The organism is Micromonospora sp. WMMD729 (assembly GCF_049315225.1).
Taxonomy (GTDB): Bacteria; Actinomycetota; Actinomycetes; order Mycobacteriales; family Micromonosporaceae; genus Micromonospora.
Genome location: NZ_CP186059.1, coordinates 3,772,746 through 3,793,618, shown reverse-complemented (window position 1 = coordinate 3,793,618; position 20,873 = coordinate 3,772,746). Strand labels below are relative to the sequence as shown.

At 72.0% G+C, this 20,873-nt stretch carries 19 protein-coding genes; 11 read left to right on the top strand and 8 right to left on the bottom strand.

The window, feature by feature from the left end:
• Positions 1-453, top strand: a complete 453-nt coding sequence (locus ACN263_RS17415) for a DUF6220 domain-containing protein (protein ID WP_422735381.1) — start codon at positions 1-3, stop codon at positions 451-453.
• Positions 450-2,189, top strand: coding sequence for a multicopper oxidase family protein (locus ACN263_RS17410; RefSeq protein WP_422735380.1), 1,740 nt, complete (start codon positions 450-452; stop codon positions 2,187-2,189). The genes ACN263_RS17415 and ACN263_RS17410 overlap by 4 nt, the downstream gene beginning before the upstream one ends.
• Positions 2,190-2,256: 67 nt before the next feature.
• Here ACN263_RS17410 and ACN263_RS17405 read toward each other — a convergent pair whose 3' ends face one another.
• Entirely contained in the window at positions 2,257-3,303 is a 1,047-nt protein-coding gene (locus tag ACN263_RS17405) for a glycoside hydrolase family 11 protein (RefSeq protein WP_422735379.1), read from the bottom strand.
• Between the two features lie 529 nt (positions 3,304-3,832).
• Here ACN263_RS17405 and ACN263_RS17400 point away from each other — a divergent pair.
• The 3 genes from ACN263_RS17400 (at position 3,833) to ACN263_RS17390 (ending at position 7,315) form a co-directional block, all read left to right on the top strand.
• Positions 3,833-4,285, top strand: coding sequence for a Fur family transcriptional regulator (locus ACN263_RS17400; RefSeq protein ID WP_422735378.1), 453 nt, complete (start codon positions 3,833-3,835; stop codon positions 4,283-4,285).
• Entirely contained in the window at positions 4,282-6,558 is a 2,277-nt protein-coding gene (katG, locus tag ACN263_RS17395) for a catalase/peroxidase HPI (RefSeq protein WP_422735377.1), read from the top strand. The genes ACN263_RS17400 and katG overlap by 4 nt, the downstream gene beginning before the upstream one ends.
• Before the next feature lie 142 nt (positions 6,559-6,700).
• Positions 6,701-7,315 (top strand): dihydrofolate reductase family protein, encoded by a 615-nt coding sequence (locus ACN263_RS17390; RefSeq protein WP_422735376.1) that lies wholly within the window; start codon positions 6,701-6,703, stop codon positions 7,313-7,315.
• 67 nt (positions 7,316-7,382) lie between these two features.
• On the opposite strand, the gene ACN263_RS17385 is transcribed toward ACN263_RS17390, so the two are convergent.
• Complete coding sequence (locus ACN263_RS17385; protein ID WP_422735375.1) at positions 7,383-8,771, bottom strand: PHB depolymerase family esterase; 1,389 nt, start codon at positions 8,769-8,771, stop codon at positions 7,383-7,385.
• A 276-nt stretch (positions 8,772-9,047) separates the two neighbouring features.
• On the opposite strand from ACN263_RS17385, the gene ACN263_RS17380 reads away from it, so the two are divergent.
• Positions 9,048-10,040, top strand: a complete 993-nt coding sequence (locus ACN263_RS17380) for a PaaX family transcriptional regulator C-terminal domain-containing protein (protein WP_422735374.1) — start codon at positions 9,048-9,050, stop codon at positions 10,038-10,040.
• Positions 10,041-10,117: 77 nt separating this feature from the next.
• On the top strand, positions 10,118-10,936 hold the full coding sequence (locus tag ACN263_RS17375) for an SAM-dependent methyltransferase (RefSeq protein WP_422735373.1): 819 nt from the start codon (positions 10,118-10,120) through the stop codon (positions 10,934-10,936).
• Between the two features lie 29 nt (positions 10,937-10,965).
• On the opposite strand, the gene ACN263_RS17370 is transcribed toward ACN263_RS17375, so the two are convergent.
• Both ACN263_RS17370 and ACN263_RS17365 read right to left on the bottom strand, forming a co-directional pair.
• Positions 10,966-11,337, bottom strand: a complete 372-nt coding sequence (locus tag ACN263_RS17370) for an ArsR/SmtB family transcription factor (protein WP_422735372.1) — start codon at positions 11,335-11,337, stop codon at positions 10,966-10,968.
• Between the two features lie 168 nt (positions 11,338-11,505).
• A complete protein-coding gene (locus ACN263_RS17365; RefSeq protein ID WP_422735371.1) occupies positions 11,506-12,351 on the bottom strand; it encodes an SDR family oxidoreductase in 846 nt (281 codons plus the stop codon).
• 98 nt (positions 12,352-12,449) lie between these two features.
• On the opposite strand from ACN263_RS17365, the gene ACN263_RS17360 reads away from it, so the two are divergent.
• Positions 12,450-12,917 (top strand): MarR family winged helix-turn-helix transcriptional regulator, encoded by a 468-nt coding sequence (locus ACN263_RS17360; protein WP_422735370.1) that lies wholly within the window; start codon positions 12,450-12,452, stop codon positions 12,915-12,917.
• 27 nt (positions 12,918-12,944) lie between these two features.
• Here the strand turns inward: ACN263_RS17360 and ACN263_RS17355 are convergent, their stop codons facing one another.
• The 3 genes from ACN263_RS17355 to ACN263_RS17345 all read right to left on the bottom strand — a co-directional run bounded on the left by ACN263_RS17355 (position 12,945) and on the right by ACN263_RS17345 (position 17,694).
• Positions 12,945-14,408, bottom strand: a complete 1,464-nt coding sequence (locus tag ACN263_RS17355; protein WP_422735369.1) for a PepSY-associated TM helix domain-containing protein — start codon at positions 14,406-14,408, stop codon at positions 12,945-12,947.
• A gap of 167 nt (positions 14,409-14,575) precedes the next feature.
• Positions 14,576-16,495, bottom strand: a complete 1,920-nt coding sequence (locus tag ACN263_RS17350) for a copper resistance CopC family protein (protein WP_422735368.1) — start codon at positions 16,493-16,495, stop codon at positions 14,576-14,578.
• 152 nt (positions 16,496-16,647) lie between these two features.
• Positions 16,648-17,694, bottom strand: coding sequence for a polysaccharide deacetylase family protein (locus ACN263_RS17345; RefSeq protein ID WP_422735367.1), 1,047 nt, complete (start codon positions 17,692-17,694; stop codon positions 16,648-16,650).
• Positions 17,695-17,762: 68 nt separating this feature from the next.
• On the opposite strand from ACN263_RS17345, the gene ACN263_RS17340 reads away from it, so the two are divergent.
• Both ACN263_RS17340 and ACN263_RS17335 read left to right on the top strand, forming a co-directional pair.
• Positions 17,763-18,161 (top strand): hypothetical protein, encoded by a 399-nt coding sequence (locus tag ACN263_RS17340; RefSeq protein WP_422735366.1) that lies wholly within the window; start codon positions 17,763-17,765, stop codon positions 18,159-18,161.
• Positions 18,162-18,568: 407 nt separating this feature from the next.
• Positions 18,569-18,982: an RICIN domain-containing protein gene (locus ACN263_RS17335; RefSeq protein ID WP_422735364.1), complete on the top strand. Its 414-nt coding sequence runs from the start codon at positions 18,569-18,571 to the stop codon at positions 18,980-18,982.
• A gap of 56 nt (positions 18,983-19,038) precedes the next feature.
• On the opposite strand, the gene ACN263_RS17330 is transcribed toward ACN263_RS17335, so the two are convergent.
• Positions 19,039-19,551 carry a flavodoxin family protein gene (locus ACN263_RS17330; RefSeq protein WP_422735363.1) on the bottom strand — a complete coding sequence of 171 codons (513 nt, stop codon included), beginning with the start codon at positions 19,549-19,551 and terminating at the stop codon, positions 19,039-19,041.
• Between the two features lie 228 nt (positions 19,552-19,779).
• On the opposite strand from ACN263_RS17330, the gene ACN263_RS17325 reads away from it, so the two are divergent.
• Positions 19,780-20,853 carry a glycerophosphodiester phosphodiesterase family protein gene (locus tag ACN263_RS17325; RefSeq protein WP_422735362.1) on the top strand — a complete coding sequence of 358 codons (1,074 nt, stop codon included), beginning with the start codon at positions 19,780-19,782 and terminating at the stop codon, positions 20,851-20,853.
• The last annotated feature ends 20 nt before the right edge of the window (positions 20,854-20,873 follow it).

Below are 20,873 nucleotides of genomic sequence, written 5' to 3'. Positions count from 1 at the left end.
ATGCGTAAGGCATTCGTCGTCAGCAGCGGACTGCTCCTCACCGCGTTCGCCCTCCAGTTCGTCTTCGCCGCCGTCGGCGCGTTCACCAAGCCGGCCGGGGACGGCGCGTACGCCCTGCACAGCGTCAACGGGATGGCCGTCATCCCCGTCCTCACCCTGCTCACCGTCCTGCTCGCCGCGTTGGCGAAGGCGCCGGGTCGGCTCGTCGCGCTGGCGGTCCTGCCGCTGGGCCTGGTCATCGTGCAGGCGCTGCTCGCCATGCTCGCCAGCGCCGGCACCGACGCCGTGGGCGCCAGCACGCCGTTCGGCCTGACCATCGGTGGGCTGCACGCGGTCAACGGCATCATCGCGGTACATGTCGTGGTCGGCGTGATGCGGGGAGCGCGCCGGCTGGCCGCCGGGACGCCGACGGCCGACGCTGCTGTGGTCGTACCCCAGGGGGAGCCGGCATGACGACCGCCTCGCTGCTCGCGGCGGACCTCGTGCTGACGGTCCTGGCCGCCGCCGGCTGGCTGGGCGGCGGCGCCGCGGCGGCCGCCCGGCGTCGGCCCCTCGCGCTCGCGCTGGCCGCCGTCGCGCTGCTCGCCACGCTCGCCCGCGCGAGCACCGTGGTCGCGCTCGCCCGGGCCGGCTGGTGGTTCGCCGCCGAGAAGGTCGTCGTCGCCGCGCCGCTGTCGCTCGCGGCCGTCGCCGTCGCCGGGCCGCGGCTGCTGCGGGCCGCGGACGACATCCGGTCCGTCGCGGTGCCGCTCCTGTTCGCCGGGTACGCCGTGAGCGCCGCCCTGCTGGTGACGGTCCTGCACGGCTACCCGGTGTCGGCGTCGGTGGGGCTGCTCGCGGTCGCCGGGGTGGTGGCGGCGACGGCGGTCTCGTGGCGTCTGCTCGACGCGCGCCCGTCCCGGACGGTGTCCCGGGTGGCGGTCGCGGTGGCGGTCGCGGCGCTGCTGGCCGGCACCGGGTTGGCCGTCACCCCGGGGACGGCACCCGCCGCACCCCACGAGCACGGGTACCCGCAGGCCCGGATCTCCGACCAACCCACCCGACGGTTCACCCTGACGGCCGGTACCGCCACGGTGCGCGTCGGCGGTCACGACGTCGCGGCGTGGGCGTTCGACGCGCAGGTACCCGGACCGGAGTTGACCGCCACGGTCGGCGACGTGGTGGAGGTGACGTTGCGCAACCGGGACATCGGGCGGGGCGTCACCCTGCACTGGCACGGGTACGACGTGCCGAACGGCCAGGACGGTGTGCCCGGGGTGACCCAGGCGGCGGTGCTGCCCGGTCAGGAGTTCGTCTACCGGTTCCGCGCCGACCAGGCCGGCACCTACTGGTACCACACCCATTCGGTGTCCGACGTCGGCGTACGGATGGGCCTCTACGGTGTCCTGGTGGTACGTCCCGGGCCGGCGACCGGCCTCGACGTCGTCGTGCCGGTGCACACCCTGGCGGATCGTCCGCTGCCCGACGCGCGGGTGGAGTCCGTCGAGGCCGGCGTTCCGGTGCGGCTGCGGTTGATCAACACGGACAGCACCACACACCGGTACGCGTTGGCCGGCACCGATTTCCGGGTCGCCGCGATCGACGGCCACGAGCTGAGCGGTCCGACGCCGGTGCGGGACACGGCCGTGCTGATCCCGGCCGGGGGCCGTTACGACCTGGTGTTCGATGCACCGGCCACCCCGGTGGCGCTCCACGTCGACGGACGCCGCGTCTACTCGACCGGCGCGGGGTCGACGGCGACCGACGGGTGGCCGGTCCTGGACCCGCTCAGCTACGGCCGGCCGGCCCCGGCGCCCTGGTCCCGCTTCGACCGGGACTTCACCCTCGTCCTCGATCGCGGTCTCGACCTGCGTGGACTGCTGCCGCGGTACGCCCACACCGTCAACGGCGCGGCCGATCCGGACATCCCGCCGCAGGTCGTCCGCCGCGACGACGTCGTCCGGTTCACCATCGTCAACCGGTCGCAGGTCGTGCACCCGTGGCACCTGCACGGTCATCACGTGCTCGTGTTGGCCCGCGACCGGCGGCCGGCCACCGGAAGCCCGCTCTGGCTGGACTCGTTCGACGTCCGGCCCGGTGAGGTGTGGGAGGTGGCGTTCCGGGCCGACAATCCGGGCGTGTGGGCCAACCACTGCCACAACCTGGGGCACGCCGACGCGGGAATGATGCTGCACCTCGTGTACTCCTGAGCACCCGGGCGGCGCCCGGCCCCCGTCGCGTGGCGGCGGGGGCCGGAACGTGCTGCGGTGGTACGGGTCAGCTGGTGCGACAGCTGATCGTCGGCCAGGTCCAGTTGCCGTTGGCCATGATCGTGATGCCGAAGTTGTTGCCGTTGCCGTTCGGTCGGGCGGTCACCGTCCCGCTGGTGCCGCTGACGGACGCGTTCCAACTGTTCTGGATGTACTGGCCGCCGTTGAGGTTGAGGCTGACGATCCAGTTGTTGGTGCCGCTGACCGCGACGTTCAGGTTGAACCGGTCACCCCACTGCTGACCGGCGGAGAGCGTCGCGTTGCAGTTGCCGCCGCCCGGGTTGCCGGTCGTCGGTCCGGAGGTCGGCCCGGAGGTCGGGTTGCCGCCGCCGCCCTCGGACACGGTGACGTCGGAGCTGCCGGCGCTCTGGTAGCCCTCGGTCGCCATGATCTGGTACGCGTGGTTGGTGCCGAGGTTCAGGCCGGCACGGGCCCAGGCGTCGAAGTGGTTGGCCGTGGTGATGGTGCCACTCGACCGCTTGTTCTGGCGGACGCTCCAGTACTGGTAGAACGTCTGGTTGCCGTCGATCGACGGGGCGTTGGTCCGCAGGCTGCGCAGGATGTCGTAGGTGCCGCCGTCGGTGGTGACCGTGCCCAACCGGGTGGCGCCGTTGCTCGGGTTGTAGCTGCCGAAGTTCTCGACCACGTAGTACTCGATCAGCGGGTTGCGCGTCCACCCGTACAGCGCGAGGTAGGTGTTGTTGTTCCCCGGGTTGTAGTTGGCCGAGTAGGTGACCGTCCGGCGCGAGCCGGTGGCCCAGCCCTTGCCGCCGACCCAGTTGTTGGTGCTGCGGTCCCAGCTGCTGGAGTACCGGCCGTTCTCGCGCAGCGTCATGCTGGCGTTGCCACTGTCCTTCCAGAAGGAGAAGTAGTAGCCGTTGTGCGTGCCGGTCAGGCTCGAGGTGAGCGTCCGGTCGGCCTCGGCGTACGCGCTGGTGGCCGTGACCGCGACCGTGCCCGTGACGGCCAGGACGACCGCACAGGCGGCGCCGAGGAGCAGCCGCATCCGGCCGCGTCTCGGTGCTGCGGTGGGAGTGTGGTCGGTGTCGATCATGTAGGTGTTTCCTCCTCGTCACGGCTGGCGCGGGGCCAGCGGTGCGGTGCGACGCAACGGGCTGTCGGCCACGGCGTCGTACCGCGTGGTGGTGGTTGACCGGTTGTCCCGCACCACGACCGGAGGCGGCAGTCGCGGCACGGACGACGACGGCGATTGAGTGCCGTCGATGGCGACGGTATTGAGCCGGTCGTCCGCTTGTCAACATTTTCCGGAAGCCTCGCGGCGGCGCCCGGCCCGCCGTCGGCCTCGAAAGGACGCGTGTCTGTCGAGGTCAGTAGTCGATCAGGGGTGGTCGTGGCGAGGGTGGCAGGCGGCCGGCCGGCGGACATCATCGGACGAATGTCGGTCGGAACTTCCGGAGAGTTTCCGGACCATCCCGGCGGTGGGGGAGTCTGCCGCGGCGGCCCGCGACCGCCGGCGCGCCGGCCACCACCGGGTGAACCGGGCGTGAAGGTTGCGCCACGCCGACCCGAGAGTGGGCAAAACTTGATCCGTTCCAAAAAAGTGAGCTAGTGTGCAGCGCGTGATGTCCGACCTCGAAGCGCAGCTGAGAGGGGTCTCGTTACGAGTGACGCGACCCCGGCTGGCCGTGCTCGCGGTGCTGCGGGATCACCCCCACGTCGACACCGACACGGTGATCGCGCTGGTCCGGGCGGACCACCCCACCATCTCGCACCAGGCGGTGTACGACGTGCTGCGCGCGCTCACCGACGCGGGTCTGGTGCGGCGCATCCAGCCGGCCCGCGCGACCGCCCGCTACGAGTCGCGGGTGGGGGACAACCACCACCATGTCGTGTGCCGCTCCTGCGGCGCCATCGCCGACGTCGAGTGCGCCGTCGGCCACGCACCCTGTCTCACCGCCTCGGACGACCACGGCTTCGTGGTCGACGAGGCGGAGGTCGTCTACTGGGGCACCTGCCCCGGTTGCGCGTCCGACCGCACCTCCCAGCGATCCGCCAGTTCGGAAGGAAGTACATGAGCGACACCCAGGACAACCGCCCCGCCAGCGCGCAGGGCGTGGACCAGAAGGCCGCGGCGGGCTGCCCGGTCGCGCACGACTCGGTGACCGCCCACGGCAGCGAGAGCGAGAACCCGGCGATCGACTCGCCGACCCCGAAGACCGGTGGTCGTCCGCGCACCAACCGGGACTGGTGGCCCAACCAGCTCGACCTCTCGGTGCTGCACGCCCACTCGCCCAAGGGCAACCCGCTCGGGCCGGACTTCAGCTACGCCAAGGAGTTCGCCAAGCTCGACGTCGAGGCCCTCAAGCGGGACATCACCGAGGTCCTCACCACCTCGCAGGACTGGTGGCCGGCCGACTTCGGCCACTACGGCGGCCTGATGATCCGGATGAGCTGGCACGCCGCCGGCACCTACCGCATCGAGGACGGCCGTGGCGGCGCCGGTGACGGTGGTCAGCGGTTCGCCCCGCTCAACAGCTGGCCGGACAACGCCAACCTGGACAAGGCCCGCCGCCTGCTGTGGCCGGTCAAGCAGAAGTACGGCCAGAAGATCTCCTGGGCCGACCTGCTCGTGCTGGCCGGCAACGTCGCCCTGGAGTCGATGGGCTTCAAGACCTTCGGCTTCGGCTTCGGCCGCGAGGACGTCTGGGAGCCCGAGGAGATCTTCTGGGGTCCGGAGGACACCTGGCTGGGCGACGAGCGGTACGCCTCCGAGAAGGAGATGACGCCCGGCGTCGGCTCGACCGAGATGGGCCTCATCTACGTCAACCCGGAGGGCCCGCGCGGTAACGCCGACCCGGCCGCGGCGGCGCACTTCATCCGGGAGACCTTCGGCCGGATGGCGATGAACGACGAGGAGACCGTCGCCCTCATCGCCGGTGGACACACCTTCGGCAAGACCCACGGCGCCGGTGTCGCGGACAACCACGTGGGCCCCGAGCCCGAGGGCGCCCCGATCGAGGCGCAGGGCCTGGGCTGGCTGAGCACCCACGGCAGCGGCAAGGGCGCCGACACGATCACCAGCGGTCTCGAGGTGACGTGGACCGACGTGCCGACCCAGTGGAGCAACCGCTTCTTCGAGATCCTGTTCGGCTACGAGTGGGAGCTGACCACCAGCCCGGGTGGCGCGAAGCAGTGGGTCGCCAAGGACGCCGAGGCGATCATCCCGGACCCGTTCGACCCGTCGAAGAAGTACAAGCCGACGATGCTCACGACCGACCTGTCGCTGCGCGTCGACCCGGCGTACGAGAAGATCTCGCGGCGCTTCCTGGAGAACCCCGACGAGTTCGCGCTGGCCTTCGCGAAGGCCTGGTACAAGCTGCTGCACCGCGACATGGGTCCGATCGAGCGTTTCCTCGGGCCGTGGGTCGCCGAGCCGCAGCTCTGGCAGGACCCGGTGCCGGCCGTCGACCACGAGCTGGTGGGTGACGCCGACGTCGCCGCCCTCAAGGCGAAGGTCCTCGACTCGGGCCTCACGGTCGAGCAGCTCGTCTCCACCGCCTGGGCCTCCGCCGCGAGCTTCCGCAACACGGACAAGCGCGGCGGCGCCAACGGCGCGCGCATCCGCCTGGAGCCGCAGCGCAGCTGGGAGGTCAACCAGCCCGAGCAGCTCGCGACGGTGCTGAGCACGCTGGAGGGCATCCAGCAGGAGTTCAACGCCGCCGGTGGGGCGAAGATCTCCCTCGCGGACCTGATCGTGCTGGCCGGCTCGGCCGCCGTCGAGAAGGCGGCCCGCGACGGGGGCGTCGAGGTGACCGTGCCGTTCCGGCCGGGCCGCACCGACGCCAGCCAGGAGCAGACCGACGTCGACTCCTTCCGGGTCCTCGAGCCGCGCGCGGACGGTTTCCGCAACTACCTGCGCGCCGGCGAGAAGACCCAGCCGGAGGTGCTGCTCATCGACCGGGCGTACATGCTGAACCTGAGCGCGCCCGAGATGACCGTCCTCGTCGGCGGTCTGCGTGCCCTCGGCAACAACGTCGGGGGTGCGTCGCACGGCGTGCTGACCGACCGGCCGGGCGTGCTGACCGGTGACTTCTTCGCCAACCTGCTCTCCCCGGGCACCCGGTGGAAGGCGTCGGAGACCGACGAGCACGTGTACGAGATCCGGGACCTGGCCACGGACGAGGTGAAGTGGACCGCCACCGCGGTCGACCTCATCTTCGGCTCCAACTCCCAGCTGCGCGCCCTCGCCGAGGTCTACGCCAGCCAGGACGCGCGCGAGAAGTTCGTGCACGACTTCGTGGCCGCCTGGACGAAGGTCATGGAGCTCGACCGGTTCGACATCGCCTGATCCCGCGTCACCTGACGAGCCCCGGCCGATTCGGCCGGGGCTCGTCCGCGTTTCCCGGCGCAGCGGGCCCCGACCGTCGGACGCGTTTGCGATGCTGTGCCCGTCCACGAGCCCACAGCATGTGATGTGAAGGAGCACCGCGATGGCGAAGGTCATCTCCACGCTGTTCATCTCGGCCGACGGCGTGGCCGAGATCGACCCGGACTGGCACTTCCCGTACTTCGACGAGAACATGGGCCGCGCGGTCACGGAGGACTACGACACCTCCGACGTGCTGCTCATCGGCCGGGTGACCTACGACAGCTTCGCCGGGGCCTGGCCGGACCGGGAGGCCGCCGGTGGCGAGGACGCCGGGTTCGCCAAGCAACTCGGTGACACGCGCAAGGTCGTCGTCTCCCGTCAGCCGCTGGACTTCTCCTGGCGCAACTCGGAACTCGTCGCCGGTGACCTCGCCGAGGCCGTCGCCGCGCTCAAGGCCGATCCCGGGATCAAGGGCATTCTCATCCCCGGGTCCATCTCGGTCGTCCAGCAGCTCCTCGCGGCCGGTCTGGTCGACGAGCTGCGGCTGCTCGTGCACCCGGTGGCGGCCCGCAAGGGGCGCCGGCTCTTCGACGACGGCGACACGCCGTACCACCTGCGGGTCACCGCGACCGAGGTGTTCCCGACGGGCGTGCTCCGCGTGATCTACGCGCCGACGACGGCGCCCGGCGCGGTCGGGTACGACGAGATCGTCGACCAGGTACCCGCCGGCAACTGAGTCGTGCCGGCCCCGCCGCCCTGGGCGACGGGGCCGGCTCGGTCTCCGGTGGACCGGACCGCCGTGCTCAGGCGGTCGTGCAGGTCGCGCCGTTGAGGGTGAACGAACTCGGCCGCGCGGTGTTGCCGGTGTGCGTGGCCTGGAAGCCGACGGTCACCGACCCGTTCGGCGGAATGCTGGCGTTGTACGAGGCGTTGCGGGCCGTCACCTGACCGGACGTGGGGGAGTAGGTCGCGTTCCAGCCCGAGGTGATGTTCTGGCCGCCGGGCAGGGTGAAGACGAGCGACCAGCCGTTGACGGCGCTGGTCCCGGTGTTGGTGATGGTGAGGTTCTCGGTCAGCCCGTTGTTCCAGGCGTTGATCGCGACGCCCACCCGGCACGCGCCGGAACTCGGCGGCGGCGTGGTCGGGTTCGGCGGCGGGGTCGTCGGGTTGGGCGGCGGGGTGGTCGGGTTGGGCGGCGGGGTCGTCGGGTTGGGGGGCGGGGTCGTCGGGTTGGGGGGCGGCGTGGTCGGGTTCGGCGGGGCGGTCAGGCCGAAGAACGTGACGGCGGCGGCGGCCATGCCGCCGGACGGCAGGCTGTGGCCCGCGCCCTGGATGCTGTACGCCTCGACCTGGACGGTTCCGTTGGCGTCGGCGTACCGGCGGCGGTTCCAGTTGGCCTGCGGCGTGTCGGTGGAGGTCGGTGTCTGGCTGAGCCCGAACACGTTGGTCCACTGCTCGATCGTCTCCTGCAACAGCGAGAACGGGACGAGCGTGTCGCTGGTGCCGTGCCACAACTGCACCCGCGGGCGGGGGCCGGAGTAGCCGGGGTACGCCCCGCGCACGGCGTCACCCCACTGCTGCGGGGTCCGGTTCATGTTCCCGCCGGTGCACTGGCTGCTGCCGGGCGGATAGTCCGCCGCGTTGGCGAAGCAGTTGTAGGGGACGCCCATGAACGCCGCGCCGGCCTTGAAGACGTCGGGGTACAGGGCCAGCATGTGGTTGGTCATCATGCCGCCGGACGAGCTGCCGGTGGCGTACACCCGGTCGGGGTCGCCGCCGTACTGCTGCTGGGCGTAGCGGATCATCGAGATGATCGACACCGGGTCGCTGCCGCCGCCACGGCGCTTGGCGGCGTCCGACCAGGTGTCGAAGCAGTTGCCGAAGCCGGCCTGCTGGGTCGCCGTCGGGTAGATCACGATGAACCCGTACCGGTCGGCCTGGGAGGCGAACTCGCTCCCGGAGTAGAAGCCGGGGCCCGATCCGCCGCAGCCGTGCATGGCCACCACGATCGCCGGCTTGGCCGGGCGGGCGTCCGGTACGTAGACGTGCATGCGCATGCGGCCCGGGTTGTCGCCGAACGCGGTCACCTCGGTGAGCGAGGCGGCGTACGCGGGTTGCAACGCGGGGGCCACCAGGCCGGCCGCCACCAGTGACGTGACCAGGCCGAGCAGCAGTTTCCTTCGGATCTTCACGGGGATGACTCCTTCGATCACCTGTGCGGGGTGGGTGTGGGGTCGCGCGCTGTGCGGTCACGGGTGCGCCCGACTCCCGTGGTGATCGCGCCTCGCCCACTACGTGTGCTCGCCCTGTGCCCGGCTGCGTACGGCGTCGCGTAGCAGATAGTGTTCCTCGCGGTCGCTGAAGTGTCAATCGACGTACCTCGATCAGGAGGTGCTGGTGCCGACACCGCCGTCCGGGCGGTCCGTCTACAGTCGGTGCACCGTCCCTGAGCCGAGCCGGGAGCGCCTGTGGCAAACCCCTTCACGATCGAGGAGATCTATCCCGACGACGGGGACGAGCCGCCGCGACTGCCCCGACGGCAGACCGGCAGCTCCCCGCAGGATCTCGCGGTGACCCTGCTGGCCGACTACACGCTGCGGACCCGGGCGCGGGTCCCGTCCGCGGCCCTCGTCGCCCTGCTCGCCGAGTCCGGTGTGAGCACCGCGGGTGCGCGTGCCGCGATCAGCCGGCTGGCCCGGCGCGGCGTGCTGGAGGGCAGTCGGGAGGGTCGGCGCAGCTCCTACCGGCTCAGCCGCGCCGCCGCCGCGTACCTGTCCAGCGGCGGCAGCTGGATCCTGGCCGCCACCACCGAGGTGCCCGCGTGGGACGGCTGCTGGACCATCGTCGCCTTCTCCCTGCCCCAGGACCGTGGCGCGCAGCGGCGGGCCCTGCGGGGCCAGCTCCGCTGGCTCGGGTACGCGCCGCTGTACGACGGCTTGTGGGTCTCGCCGTACGAGCTGAGCCCGCAGGGCAGAGCCCAGCTCGCCCGGTTCGCCCCGGGCGCTGTCACGGTGTTCCGGGGCCGACAGGCCGACCTCGACGCCATCGCCCAGCGCACGCCGATCGACGCCTGGGACATCGAGGCGATCGGCCGGCACTACGAGGAGTTCCTGCGCCGGTGGACGCCGCTGGTGCCGCAGACGCGGTCGACGGGTGTCGACGGCGCGACGGCCGTACGGACGCGTACCGAGGTCATGGACACCTTCCGCCGTTTTCCCACCCTCGACCCGCGGCTGCCCCTGGACCTCCTGCCGGCCGGCTGGCTCCGGCGGCCGGCGCGGGAACTCTTCGAGACCATCTACGACGGCCTCGCCGCACCCGCCGAGCGGCACGTCCGCGCGGTCGTCGCCCGGTTCGCCGACGAGGCGCAGTCCGGCATCCGGGCGCACACCACCGCCGACATCCTGGCCGGGCTGCGCGACGTGGAGCCGGCCGACACGGCCCAGGGCTGCGCCTCCTGAGCGCGCCGGCGGCGGGTCCCCGCCCCGCCGCCGATCTGTGTACCTTGTGGAGGAACGCACGACGACGGGGAGGTCGGATGACGTCGTACGGCGGGCACCCCCCGGCCACCGACCGGATCGACACGTCGGTCGCGCACCCGGCGCGCAGGTACAACTACCTGCTCGGCGGCAAGGACAACTTCGCCGCCGACCGGGCCTCCGGCGACGCCCTCGCGGCGGCGATGCCCACCATCCGACTCGCCGCGATCGAGAACCGGATGTTCCTGCAACGGACGGTGCGTTTCCTGGCCCGGCGCGGTGTCCGGCAGTTCCTGGACATCGGCACCGGCATCCCGACCGCCGACAACACCCACGAGGTGGCGCAGGCCATCGACCCGTCGGCCCGGGTCGTCTACGTCGACAACGATCCGATCGTGCTCGCCCACGCCCGCGCGCTGTTGTCCAGCACGCCCGAGGGGCGGACGGCGTACCTCGACGCCGACCTGCGGGCACCGGGCGAGATCCTCGCCCATCCCGAGCTGCGCGCGACGTTGGACCTGACCCAGCCGGTCGCGCTGATGCTGGTGGCCATCCTGCACTTCATCCGCGACGACGAGGACCCCAAGGGCATCCTCGACCGGCTCGTCGCCGCGCTGCCGTCCGGCAGCTACCTGGTGGCCTCGCACGTGACCTGGGAACACCTGCCGCCGGCCGTCACCGCCGAGTTGGCCGCCAACAACCGCGACGGCCGCTTCCAGGCACGCAGCACCGAGCAGTTCGCGGCCCTGTTGGACGGGCTGGACCTCGTCGAGCCGGGCATCGTCTCGGTGGCGCGCTGGCACGCCGACGACGCGCCGCAGCCGCGTCCGTCCGTGCGGGACGTGTCGTTCAACGGCGCGGTCGCCCGCGTCCGCTGACGCACGGCCTCACCGACGAGCGGACCCGCTCAGCGGGTCTTCTTCGTCGGTCGCTTGCGGGGCGGGGTCAGCAGGTCGGCGATCGCCGCGATCGCCGAGGGCACGATGCGGTAGTAGGCCCAGACCCCACGCTTCTCCCGCTCGATCAGGCCGGCCTCGGTGAGGATCCGCAGGTGATGGCTCACGGTCGGCTGCGAGAGGTTGAGCGGCGCGGTGAGGTCGGTGACCGAGGCCTCGCCGTCCGGGGCGGCCTGGATCAGACTGAGCAGCCGCAGGCGGGCCGGATCGGCGAACGCCTTCAGCACCCCGGCGAGTCGTTCGGCGTCGGCGCGCTTGATCGGCTCACCGGCGAGTGGCGAGATGGCAGGCATGGCGGTATCGGCAGTTCCCACGACAGTCATCGTTCCACCAACTTGGCGGATCGAGCGGCTGAACCGGACAAATCGCCGGACCGATGATGTGCTTCGCACGACACTGACGTGTCGGCCACCGCCGATGCGCTCTCCGGCGTGGTCACCGGAGGGCGCATCGGCGCGGGCGTACGGGCTGCGTCGTTGCGGTGTGCCGACTCAGGCCGCCGCGAACTGCTCGCGGTGGTCGTGCGCGAACTCGGCGAAGGTCCGTGCCGGTCGGCCGGTCACCCGGGCGACGTCGTCGTTGGTGAAGTCGCCCCAGCCGTCGCCGTAGGCGACCCGGTACTCGGCGAGGACCTCCGCCGACCACTCGTCCAGCCCGGCGGCGAGGAGCCCGTCCCGGGTCTGCTCGGGACTCTGCGGGACGTACCGCACCGGGCGGCCGATCGTCCGGCCGATGTCCTGGGCCGCCTGGTCCAGGGTGATGCTCTCCGGGCCGGTGGGCGTGTAGATCATGCCCTGGTGCGGCTGTGGCGCGGCGAGGATCGCGGCCCCGACGGCGGCGATGTCCCGCGCGTCGACCAGGCCGACCCGCGCCGCGCCGAAGAGTCCGTACAGTTGCTCGCCGGCCAGCGACCCGAGCAGGTTCTGCATGAAGTGACTCGGGCGCAGGATCGTCCAGGGGATGCCGGACGCCTGCACCTCCGCGTCGGAGAGCGCGTGCAGCCGACCGTTGCGGGTGGGTGCGTCGTGCGCGGCGCCGATCGCGGAGAGCCGGACGATGTGCTGCACGCCGGCCTGCCGGGCGGCCCAGACCGCGTTCATGCTCTGGCTGGGCGCGATCGGGCCCATCGGGGTGAGCAGCCACAGGGTGCGTACGCCCTCGAACGCCGGCGTCAGCGTCGACGGGCGGTCCAGGTCGCCGACGACGTACTCGACGCCGTTCAGCGCGGGTGCTCGGGACGGGTCCCGGACGAGCGCCCGCACCTGCTCGTTGCCGGCGAGTTCGCGCAGCACCTCCCGCGAGACCGTGCCGGTCGCTCCGGTGATCAGAATGGTCATGGTCGTCCTCCGGATTCGGGTGGGCCCGCTCGGGCCCGCTGATGACCGGCACGACGTTATAGTCCAAAACTTGTACCGTCCAATGATTGGACCAAAATATGAAGCGCAGCACACGTAAGGAGCAGGACCCCGATCTCGGCATCCTGGCCGTACAGCTCTCCGGACGTGTCCAGCGGGAGATCTTCACGCGCGCCGCCCACGAGGGCTTCGACGACGTGCGACCCCGCCACGGCGCGGTCCTGGCCTACCTCGACCCGGAGGGGACGCGCCCCGGCGAGCTGGCGCGACTGGCCGGGCGGAACAAGCAGACGATGGGCGCGATCCTCGACGAGCTGGAGCGGCTGGGCTACGTCCGGCGTACCCCGGACCCGGCCGACCGCCGGGCGAAGCTGATCGTCCCGACCGAGCGGGGACTGCGGCTCATGACGGCGTCCGACGGCTTCGTGGCGGCGATCGAGCGGCAGCTCTCCGACGCGCTCGGCCCCGACCGGTACGAGGAGTTCCGGACCGCGCTGCGGGACAGCCTGGCGCACCTGCCGCCGAGCGGCCACGACACCGAGGGCTGAGCGCCCCCGGATGCCGGGGCCGGCCGGTCAGCTCCCGGCCGGCGCCGGGGAGACGGGCGTCAGGTCGGGACGCCGACGCCGGGACGCCACGCCCACGACGACGTCGACGACGCCGAAGGCGAGCAGGCTGAGGCCGAACAGGGGCAGTGCCCAACCCACCGCCACGGTCACCGCCGCGCCGAGCAGCACCGCCCACAGTGGCATCCGCCGTACGCCGCCACGGGCCGGCGGCGCTCCCACCAACGCGTGGCGGTCGGCCCGGGTCGGCCGGCGCTGCCACCACATCCGGTAGCCCCAGAGGATCACGCAGAGCAGCCCGAGGGCGAGCGCGGCGAGCAGGATCTGGTTGACCGGGCCGAAGAGCACGCCCATGTGGGCCTGGGTGCCGAGGCCGCTCAGTTTCGCCAGCAGGGGCCAGTCGGCGAAGTCGCTGCGGGCGGTGATCGTCGCGCCGGCGGGGTCGACGGCGACCCGGTCCTTCGCCACCGGCCAGGTGTTGTCGATCTGCGTGACGGTCCACGCGGTGCCCGGCTCCTGCGCCGGGGTCATCTCGACCGGGCCGGAGAGGCCGGCCGTACGGGCGGCCGCCAGGACCCGGTCGAAGGCCGCCGGGTCGACCACCCCGCCCGCCGGGGTGTCGCCGTGGTGGTGACCGCCACCGGTCTCGGCGGGGACGGCGGTGAGGCTGGTGGAGATCTCCGGGGAGCGCGCGTCGAGGGCGTCCAGGCCGGCCCCGAAATTGCCGCCCGCGTAGCGCGACCAGGTCAGTCCGGTCACCGAGAGGAACAGCAGGCCGACGACCAGCCAGACACCGGTGGTGGCGTGCCACCCCCGGGTACGGCGCACACCCCGGCCGGTGGACAGGTTCGGCACGAACAGGTGCCGCGCGGCGGACCGGGAGGCGGCGCGTCGTCGCCACCACAGGACCAGCCCGCCCAGGGCGAGCACCCAGAGCCAACTCGCGGCCAGCTCCGAGTAGTGCCGGCCGACCGCGCCCAGGTGCAGGTTGCGGTGCAGGTCGTCCAGCCAGGTGGTGGCCGGCGTGGAGCCGAACCAGGTGGTCAGCTGACCCCGGACCTCGGCGGTGTACGGGTCGACGTAGACGGTGCGCACCTTCTCGCCGAGCTCGGGCAGGGCGAACGCCACCCGGGTGGTCCGGTCGCCGTCGCCGGGTTGGACGGTGGCGATGGTTCCGGTGGGATGCGCGGCGCGGGCGGCGGCGATCTGGTCGGCGAGGGGGAGTGGACGGTCACCGGGCGCGCCCACGGTCAACCGGTCGCCGTAGAGCGCACCGTCGAGTTGCGGCGCGACCGTGTAGGCGAGCCCGGTCAGCGCGGCCACCACGAGGAACGGCGCGACGAGGACGCCGGCGTAGAAGTGCAGCCGGAGCAGCAGCGCGCCGAACGGCGAGGTACGCCGGGTCGGCGGGGTCGGCGGTTCCGCCGGGGCGGGTTCCGGCGTCGGTGCGCCGGACAGCTCGGTCAGAGACATGTTTTTCCGATCGGGATTGTCGGGAGGCGCCCGAGGGCGCTCCCGGTGCTGGCGGTTCGCCCGGCGTGGTCTGTCGCGTGTGGCCCGGTGAGGTAGTCGTGACACGGGCCGGTGTGGTTCCCGCCACTTCCCGGATCGGATCGGGACGCGGCGGCGTACGCCGCCGGTCAGGGCAGGTCGATGGTGTACTCGGCGGTCTGCACCGTGCCGTCGACCTGGAAGTCGAAGAAGGCCCGGTACCGGCCGGCACTGGGGACGGTCAGCCAGAAGGCCACCGCGCCGTCGACGACGTCCCGTTCCGGGTGCACGTGCACGTAGCCGAGGTCACCCTCGCGGACGACGACCAGGTGCCCGTACGCGCCCAGGTAGCGCTGCGGCTGCACCGGCCCGGTGGCGCCCGTGCGGCTGATCTGGAAGCGGACCGGTGCCGTCACGCCGGCCGTGGGGGTGCCGGTCATCGACACCGTGAACTTCCCGGCCGTCGCCTGCGCCTGCGCCGGTGGCAACGCGACAGGCGCGTATCCGCCCGGCACGTGGTGGTCGACGCCCAGCACGAGAGGCACCTGCCGGCCGTCGGGGGCGTCGACGGAGAAGTCGGCGAAGACGCGGTAACCGCCGGGCCGGGCCAGGGTCAGCGGGACGCTCCAGGTGCCGTCGGCCGCCATGCTCGGGTGCAGGTGCTGGTAGCCGCCCAGGTCACGACCGACCACGATCAGGTGCAGGGGCTTGTCGTGCACGACGGCGAACCGCGTCACCGGCTGCCGGTCGGTCCCGACGATCCGGAACCGGTAGTCGGCGCGTACGCCGCTCGGCTGGGACCGCTCCAGGGGCTGCAACGTGTACCCGCCGGCGCTGACCGTCGTCCCGGCGGCCAGGGTCTCGCCCGCGCTGGCGTCCCCGGGGTGCGAGTGCGGTCCGGTTCCGGGGGCGTGGTCGTGGCCGACCCCCGCCGAGAGGGCGGAACTGGACGACGCCCCGCCGGGACCCGCCGGCCGCCGCGCGTCACCGGCCGGGGACGCGTCGTCCGCACCGATGCGGGCGAGGCCGAAGCCGGTCAGCAGCGCCACCACCAACCCGCCGACGAGGAGCGCCAGGCGGGCGTTGGTGAGCCGTTCCCCTCGTACCGACGAGGTGTCGTCGGGCTCGGACCGCGACGGTTCGGCGGACGACCCACGCTCCGGGGCCGGTACGGCCGACGACGACCCGACCGCGACCCGGCTGCGCGCGGCGGGCACCGCGCCGCCGCGCGGTCGGCCGCCGGCCCTGCCCCTGCGGCCGCCGCCGGACCGGGGCGCGGCCCCGCGCCGCCCGGCGGGCGTCTTCGACCCTCGGGCCCGGCCCGATGCGCTGCCGGCGGCCGGGGAGCGACGACGCCAGGTGACGTAACCGGCGACGGCCGCCAGGACGGCGACCGCGCCGCCGATCCAGAACAGGGCGCCGGAACCACCCTCGTCGTCCGAGGACGCCGCCGCCGGTGCGGACGGCGCAACCGGCGACCCGGTGGGCGCGGCCGACGTGGCGGGCGGCTGGCCCGAGGACGAGTGCTGCTCGATGGCCGCCAACAGCGCGGGGTCCGGCTGCTGGGTCGGTGGCTGCCAACCCGCCGGAGCGGCGGTCGCGCGGCCGGAGTAGCGGAAGGTCATGGTGCCGCGCACCGCGTCGCCGTCCGAGGCCACCGACAGGTAGCTCACCGAATACTGTCCCGCCGCCGGTAGGTGCGCGACCGAGACCACCGCCGGAAAGCCCGTCGTGTACTCGCGGGGCTGGAACTGCCCGTCGACGAGGAAGTACTCCCGCACCGGTTTGGTCAGCGGCTTCGGCTCCCCGTAGGTCCAACCGTTGTCGACGCGTACGCCGTTCGGCGCGGTGATCGTGAAGTACGCGTTGGCGCTGACCTTCTCGGTGAAGTACAGCGCCACCGTCGGTACCGCATCCTTGACCGTCGAGCCGTCGGCCGGTGTGGACATCGCGAGCGTCCCGTGCGCCGCGGCGGGGTGCGCGGACGCGAGCAGGGTGACCGCCGTGGCGAGGACGAACGCGAGCAGGCCCGAGACCAGCCGGCCGACGCTCTGGAGGAGACGACGCATCTGAATATCGTCGCCACGGCGAGGCTTTTTTCAAGAGGAGCCGATCTTTTTTCGGGAAAGAAAAAAGGTGGTGGCGGCGTCGGGTTGGGCCGGCGAGCCCGGTCGACCCCGTCCCGCGTGGTGGTGCTGCCACGCGGGACGGGGTCGAGGTGTCAGCCGGCGGTACAGGAGCGGATCTGTGGCCGGGCGTTGCTGTTGCCGTTGAACATCGTGGTGAAGCCGAAGGTGTTGCCGCTGCCGTTGGACCGCACGGTCATCACGGTGCCGCTGCTGTCCCAGGTGGCGTTGCCGTTCCACACGGTGGAGACCCGCTGCGGCGAGGTGAGGGCCACGACCACGGTCCAGGTGTTGCTGCCGCTGACCGTCACCGAGGTGTTGTACCGGTCGCCCCACACGTTGGTGGTCGACGCGGTGGCGGTGCAGGAGCCGCCGCTGGGCGGAGGGGTCGTCGCGCCGGGGGGCGGCGTGGTGCTGCTCGGCGGCGGGGTGGCGCCGTCGGGCGCGACCGCCCGGCCGGTGGACGGCGAGATCATGCCCGGGCAGAGGTTGCGGCTGGTCAGGTTGGCCATGATCTGCCCGATGGCGTCCCGGGTGTTCTGGATGCCGTCGTGCATGAGGATGACCTGGCCGGCCTGGAGACGACTGGCGTTCGACACGATCTGGCTGACGCTGGCGCCGTTCCAGTCCTGGGAGTCGACGTCCCAGATCACCTGCCGCATCCCGAGCGAGGAGGCGACCGACTGCAGGGTGGAGTTGGTCTCCCCGTACGGGGGCCGGAACAACTGGGGTCGAATGCCGGTCGCCGACTGGATGGCCGAGCTCGTCTGGGACAGGTCGGACTGCATCTGGGACTGACTCATCGAGGTCATGTGGGCGTGGTTCCAGCTGTGGTTACCGACCCACATGCCGGCGGCCACCTGTGCCTGCGCCGCCGACCGGTTGTTCTGCACGTTCTGCCCGACGTTGAACATGGTGGCCCGTACGCCGTTGGCGCGCAGCACGTTCAGCAGGGCGCTGGTGCTGCCGGTCGGACCGTCGTCGAAGGTGAGGCCGACATAGCCGTTGCAGGTGGCGGCGCTGGACGGGGTGGCGGTGGCCGCGATGACGATGCCGCAGGCCGCGGCGGCGGTGACGAGGATGGACAGCGCGGCCCGTAGTGGCCTGGACCGTACGAGCGTGCCAGCGGAGACGGTGCTCATCTGTGCCCCTTCTACCGGCCCGGGTCCGTCCCGGTGTGGCAGGACAGCACGGTCCGGACGTTGTGGTGGTGGGTGCGGAGATCGACGGCGGTCGCGCGGACATCGGATCGCATCGATCACAGTGGATCGGAGTATTGCAGCGCAAATTCGGGACCGTCAACAACTTCCGGAAGTCCTCCGGGAGTCCGGCGCGGGCGTCGTCGATCGGTCATTCCGGCGCGGAGCAGTGGCGATCCACCTGCGCCAAGGTGTCGACGGCCGACCCGGCGGGCGTCAGCAGTCGAGCGGAGATCGACGTGATCCGGAAATTCATCGGAACTATCGGCGTCAATCTGATCGCGCGGCGAGAATCTGCGCCGCCGCGTGTGAGCCTGATTGCCAGGCCGGTGCCACGGCCAGCGAAGACGACTATTGGCGGTCAGCCGATATGCCGTCCGACCTTTCGCAAAGTTTCCGAGAAACGTTGACACCGCGCTTGCGTCGTACCAATACTTTCGCCACCGACGGACCTCGATGAGCGTCGATCAGGGTCGTCCACGGCGACCCGAACGCCGGCCGCCGATGGCGGGGCGGGCCGGCCGACGCCGTCGCGTCGCACGACGTCGGTGCGCGCAGGAATCCACCCGCCGGGAGGCCCGCCCGGTCGGGCGGTGACTGCGCTGCGGGGCCGCCCGGAGCGGCGGACCGGGCGGTCCGGCTCGGCGCCGACAGGCGCTGGTGGCGCGGCGGTTGCTGGGCCGCCGCGCCACGCCGCCACCGTCCCTGTCAGGCCCCCTGCTCGACGTCGCGGGCCCGGTCCGACCCGCGCGCCCTGTTGACGGGATTTGTCCTCGATCGCACGAAATCGTTGACATCTGCCGGCAATCCATCTTTGATGGTCGATGTTGCCTTCGGCGCGGCGTCCGGTCGGTGCCTGAGCGTGGTGGGCGGCGGCCGGACCGCCGGCACCGGCATCTCCATCAACGACTGCGCCGGGCAGGCCAGCCAGGCGTGGACGTTCACCACCGCCGGTGAGTTGCGGGTGTACGACGCGGCGATGTGCCTGGACGTGGTCGGTCAGGACACCACCGCGCCGGCCGCGCTCCAGATCTACGGCTGTACCGGCGGTGCGAACCAGCGCTGGCGGGTCAACGCCGACGGCACCATCGTCGGCGTCCAGTCGGGACTCTGCCTGGACGTGACGGGCGCCGGCACCGCCAACGGCACGACCGTCGGTCTCTGGACCTGCAACGGGCAGGCCAACCCGAACAACAGCAACGAGCGCGTCCTGCACGTGACCCTCGGCTAGGCCGGTCCCCGACGGCCACCACGACGATCCGGTGGCCGTCGGGGACGCCCAGCCCGTCAGGTCCGTGGTGTCGCGGCCACGGCCGCCGCCACCACCGCCTCACCCCAGCGCCGGGCGCGCTCGCGCTCGCCGTCCACCAGCGGTCCGGGAGTGCCCACAACGTGGAAGCTCTGGGCCGCGACGAGCATCCGGCAGCCGAGTCGCCGCAGCCGACGCTCCGCCTTTCGGGCGGCCGAGCCGCTGAACCGCTTGTCGACCCTGGTGTCGAAGACCGCCGCCGGGACACCGGACAGCGCCGGCGCGGCGTCCAACCACTCCCGCAGGCCGACCGTCGCGGCGTCGTCCCGGGTGGCCCCCTGCCGTACGGCGTCCTGCCGGGTGGCCGGTCGGCTCAGACCGAACGCGTGTGTGGGACCGCCCAGCACGATGACGTCCACGCCGGTCGCCAGCGGCATCGTGCCGACGTCGACGACCGTCACCTCGGCCAGCCGGGCCATTCCGTCCGCCACCGCACGCGCGACGGCCTCGGTGTTACCGAACATCGACTCGTACATCACCAGCGCTCTCATGGTCTCCACGCTCGTCGCGGCGGGCCGGCGCGGACAGGGCCGGGCGACCCGTCCGGCCGGGACCGGCGGCGGGCCGACAGGCACCGGCCGCCGTGCCGGCCCGCTACCGCGTACCGCGAGGGTTCGGCGAGCGTTCACGCTCCGCTCGCGGCCAGGTCATCGCGGCCGACCGTCTCCCACCTAGCGTGACCAGGGCATCCGCACCTGAAGAGCTGAGGTTTTCGCGCCATGTCCCTGCGTCACCTGCTGGTCGGCCTCGCCGTCCTGCCCGCGCTCGCCGTCCCGGCGGCCGCGCACGCGTCGACCGTCGACAGCGCCACCGCGCTGCTGCCCCAGAAGACCCACTTCGACCTCCAAGCGCACCGCGGTGGCATCGGCATGACCACCGAGGAGTCGCTGGAGGGCTTCGCCAAGGCTCTGCGCCTCGGCGTCACCACCCTGGAGCTGGACACCCAGATCACCAAGGACCAGAAGGTCGTCGTCACCCACGACCGCCAGGTCAGCGCGCAGAAGTGCGCCGACACCGCACCGGTTCAGGCCGGCGACCCGATGTACCCGTACGTCGGCAAGTACCTCAAGGACCTCACCCTCGCCCAGGTCAAGACCATGGACTGCGGCTACCAGCAACTCCCGGGCTTTCCCGAGCAGGAGCAGATCAAGGGCTTCCGGATGGTCGAGTTGAAGGACGTCCTCGACCTCGTCAAGAGCTACCGGGCGAAGCAGGTCACCCTCAACATCGAGACGAAGGTCGAGGCGGGAGCGCCCGAGCAGACCGCGCCCCGCGAGCTGTTCGTCCGGCGCGTCTTCGAGGAGATCCACGCCTCCGGCATCGAGAAGCAGGTCACCATTCAGTCGTTCGACTGGGGCGCGCTGAAGGTGATGCACCGGCTCGCGCCGACGTGGCCGCTGGTGGCCCTGACCAACTACGACTTCCTCCAGGTCGGCAAGCCCGGCGCGTCCCCCTGGCTCGGTGGGATCGACGCCGACGACTACGACGGTGACTTCGTCAGGGCCGCCGCCGCCATCGCCGGCGTCACCGCGCTGTCGCCGAACTACGGCTTTCCGCAGAACGGCACCATCGCCGACCCGACCTTCCGCTTCTACCCCGACCCGGCCATGATCGCCGAGGCGCACGCCCGGGGCCTGAAGGTCATCCCGTGGACCTGCGACGACCCGGCCACCGTGTCGGCGCTGATGGACATGGGCGTCGACGGGATCATCACCAACTACCCCAACCGGGTGCGGGCCATCATGGCCGAGCGCGGCATGCGCCTGCCGAAGAGCTACCAGCCCCGCCACTGATCCCACGTCCGGTGAGCCTG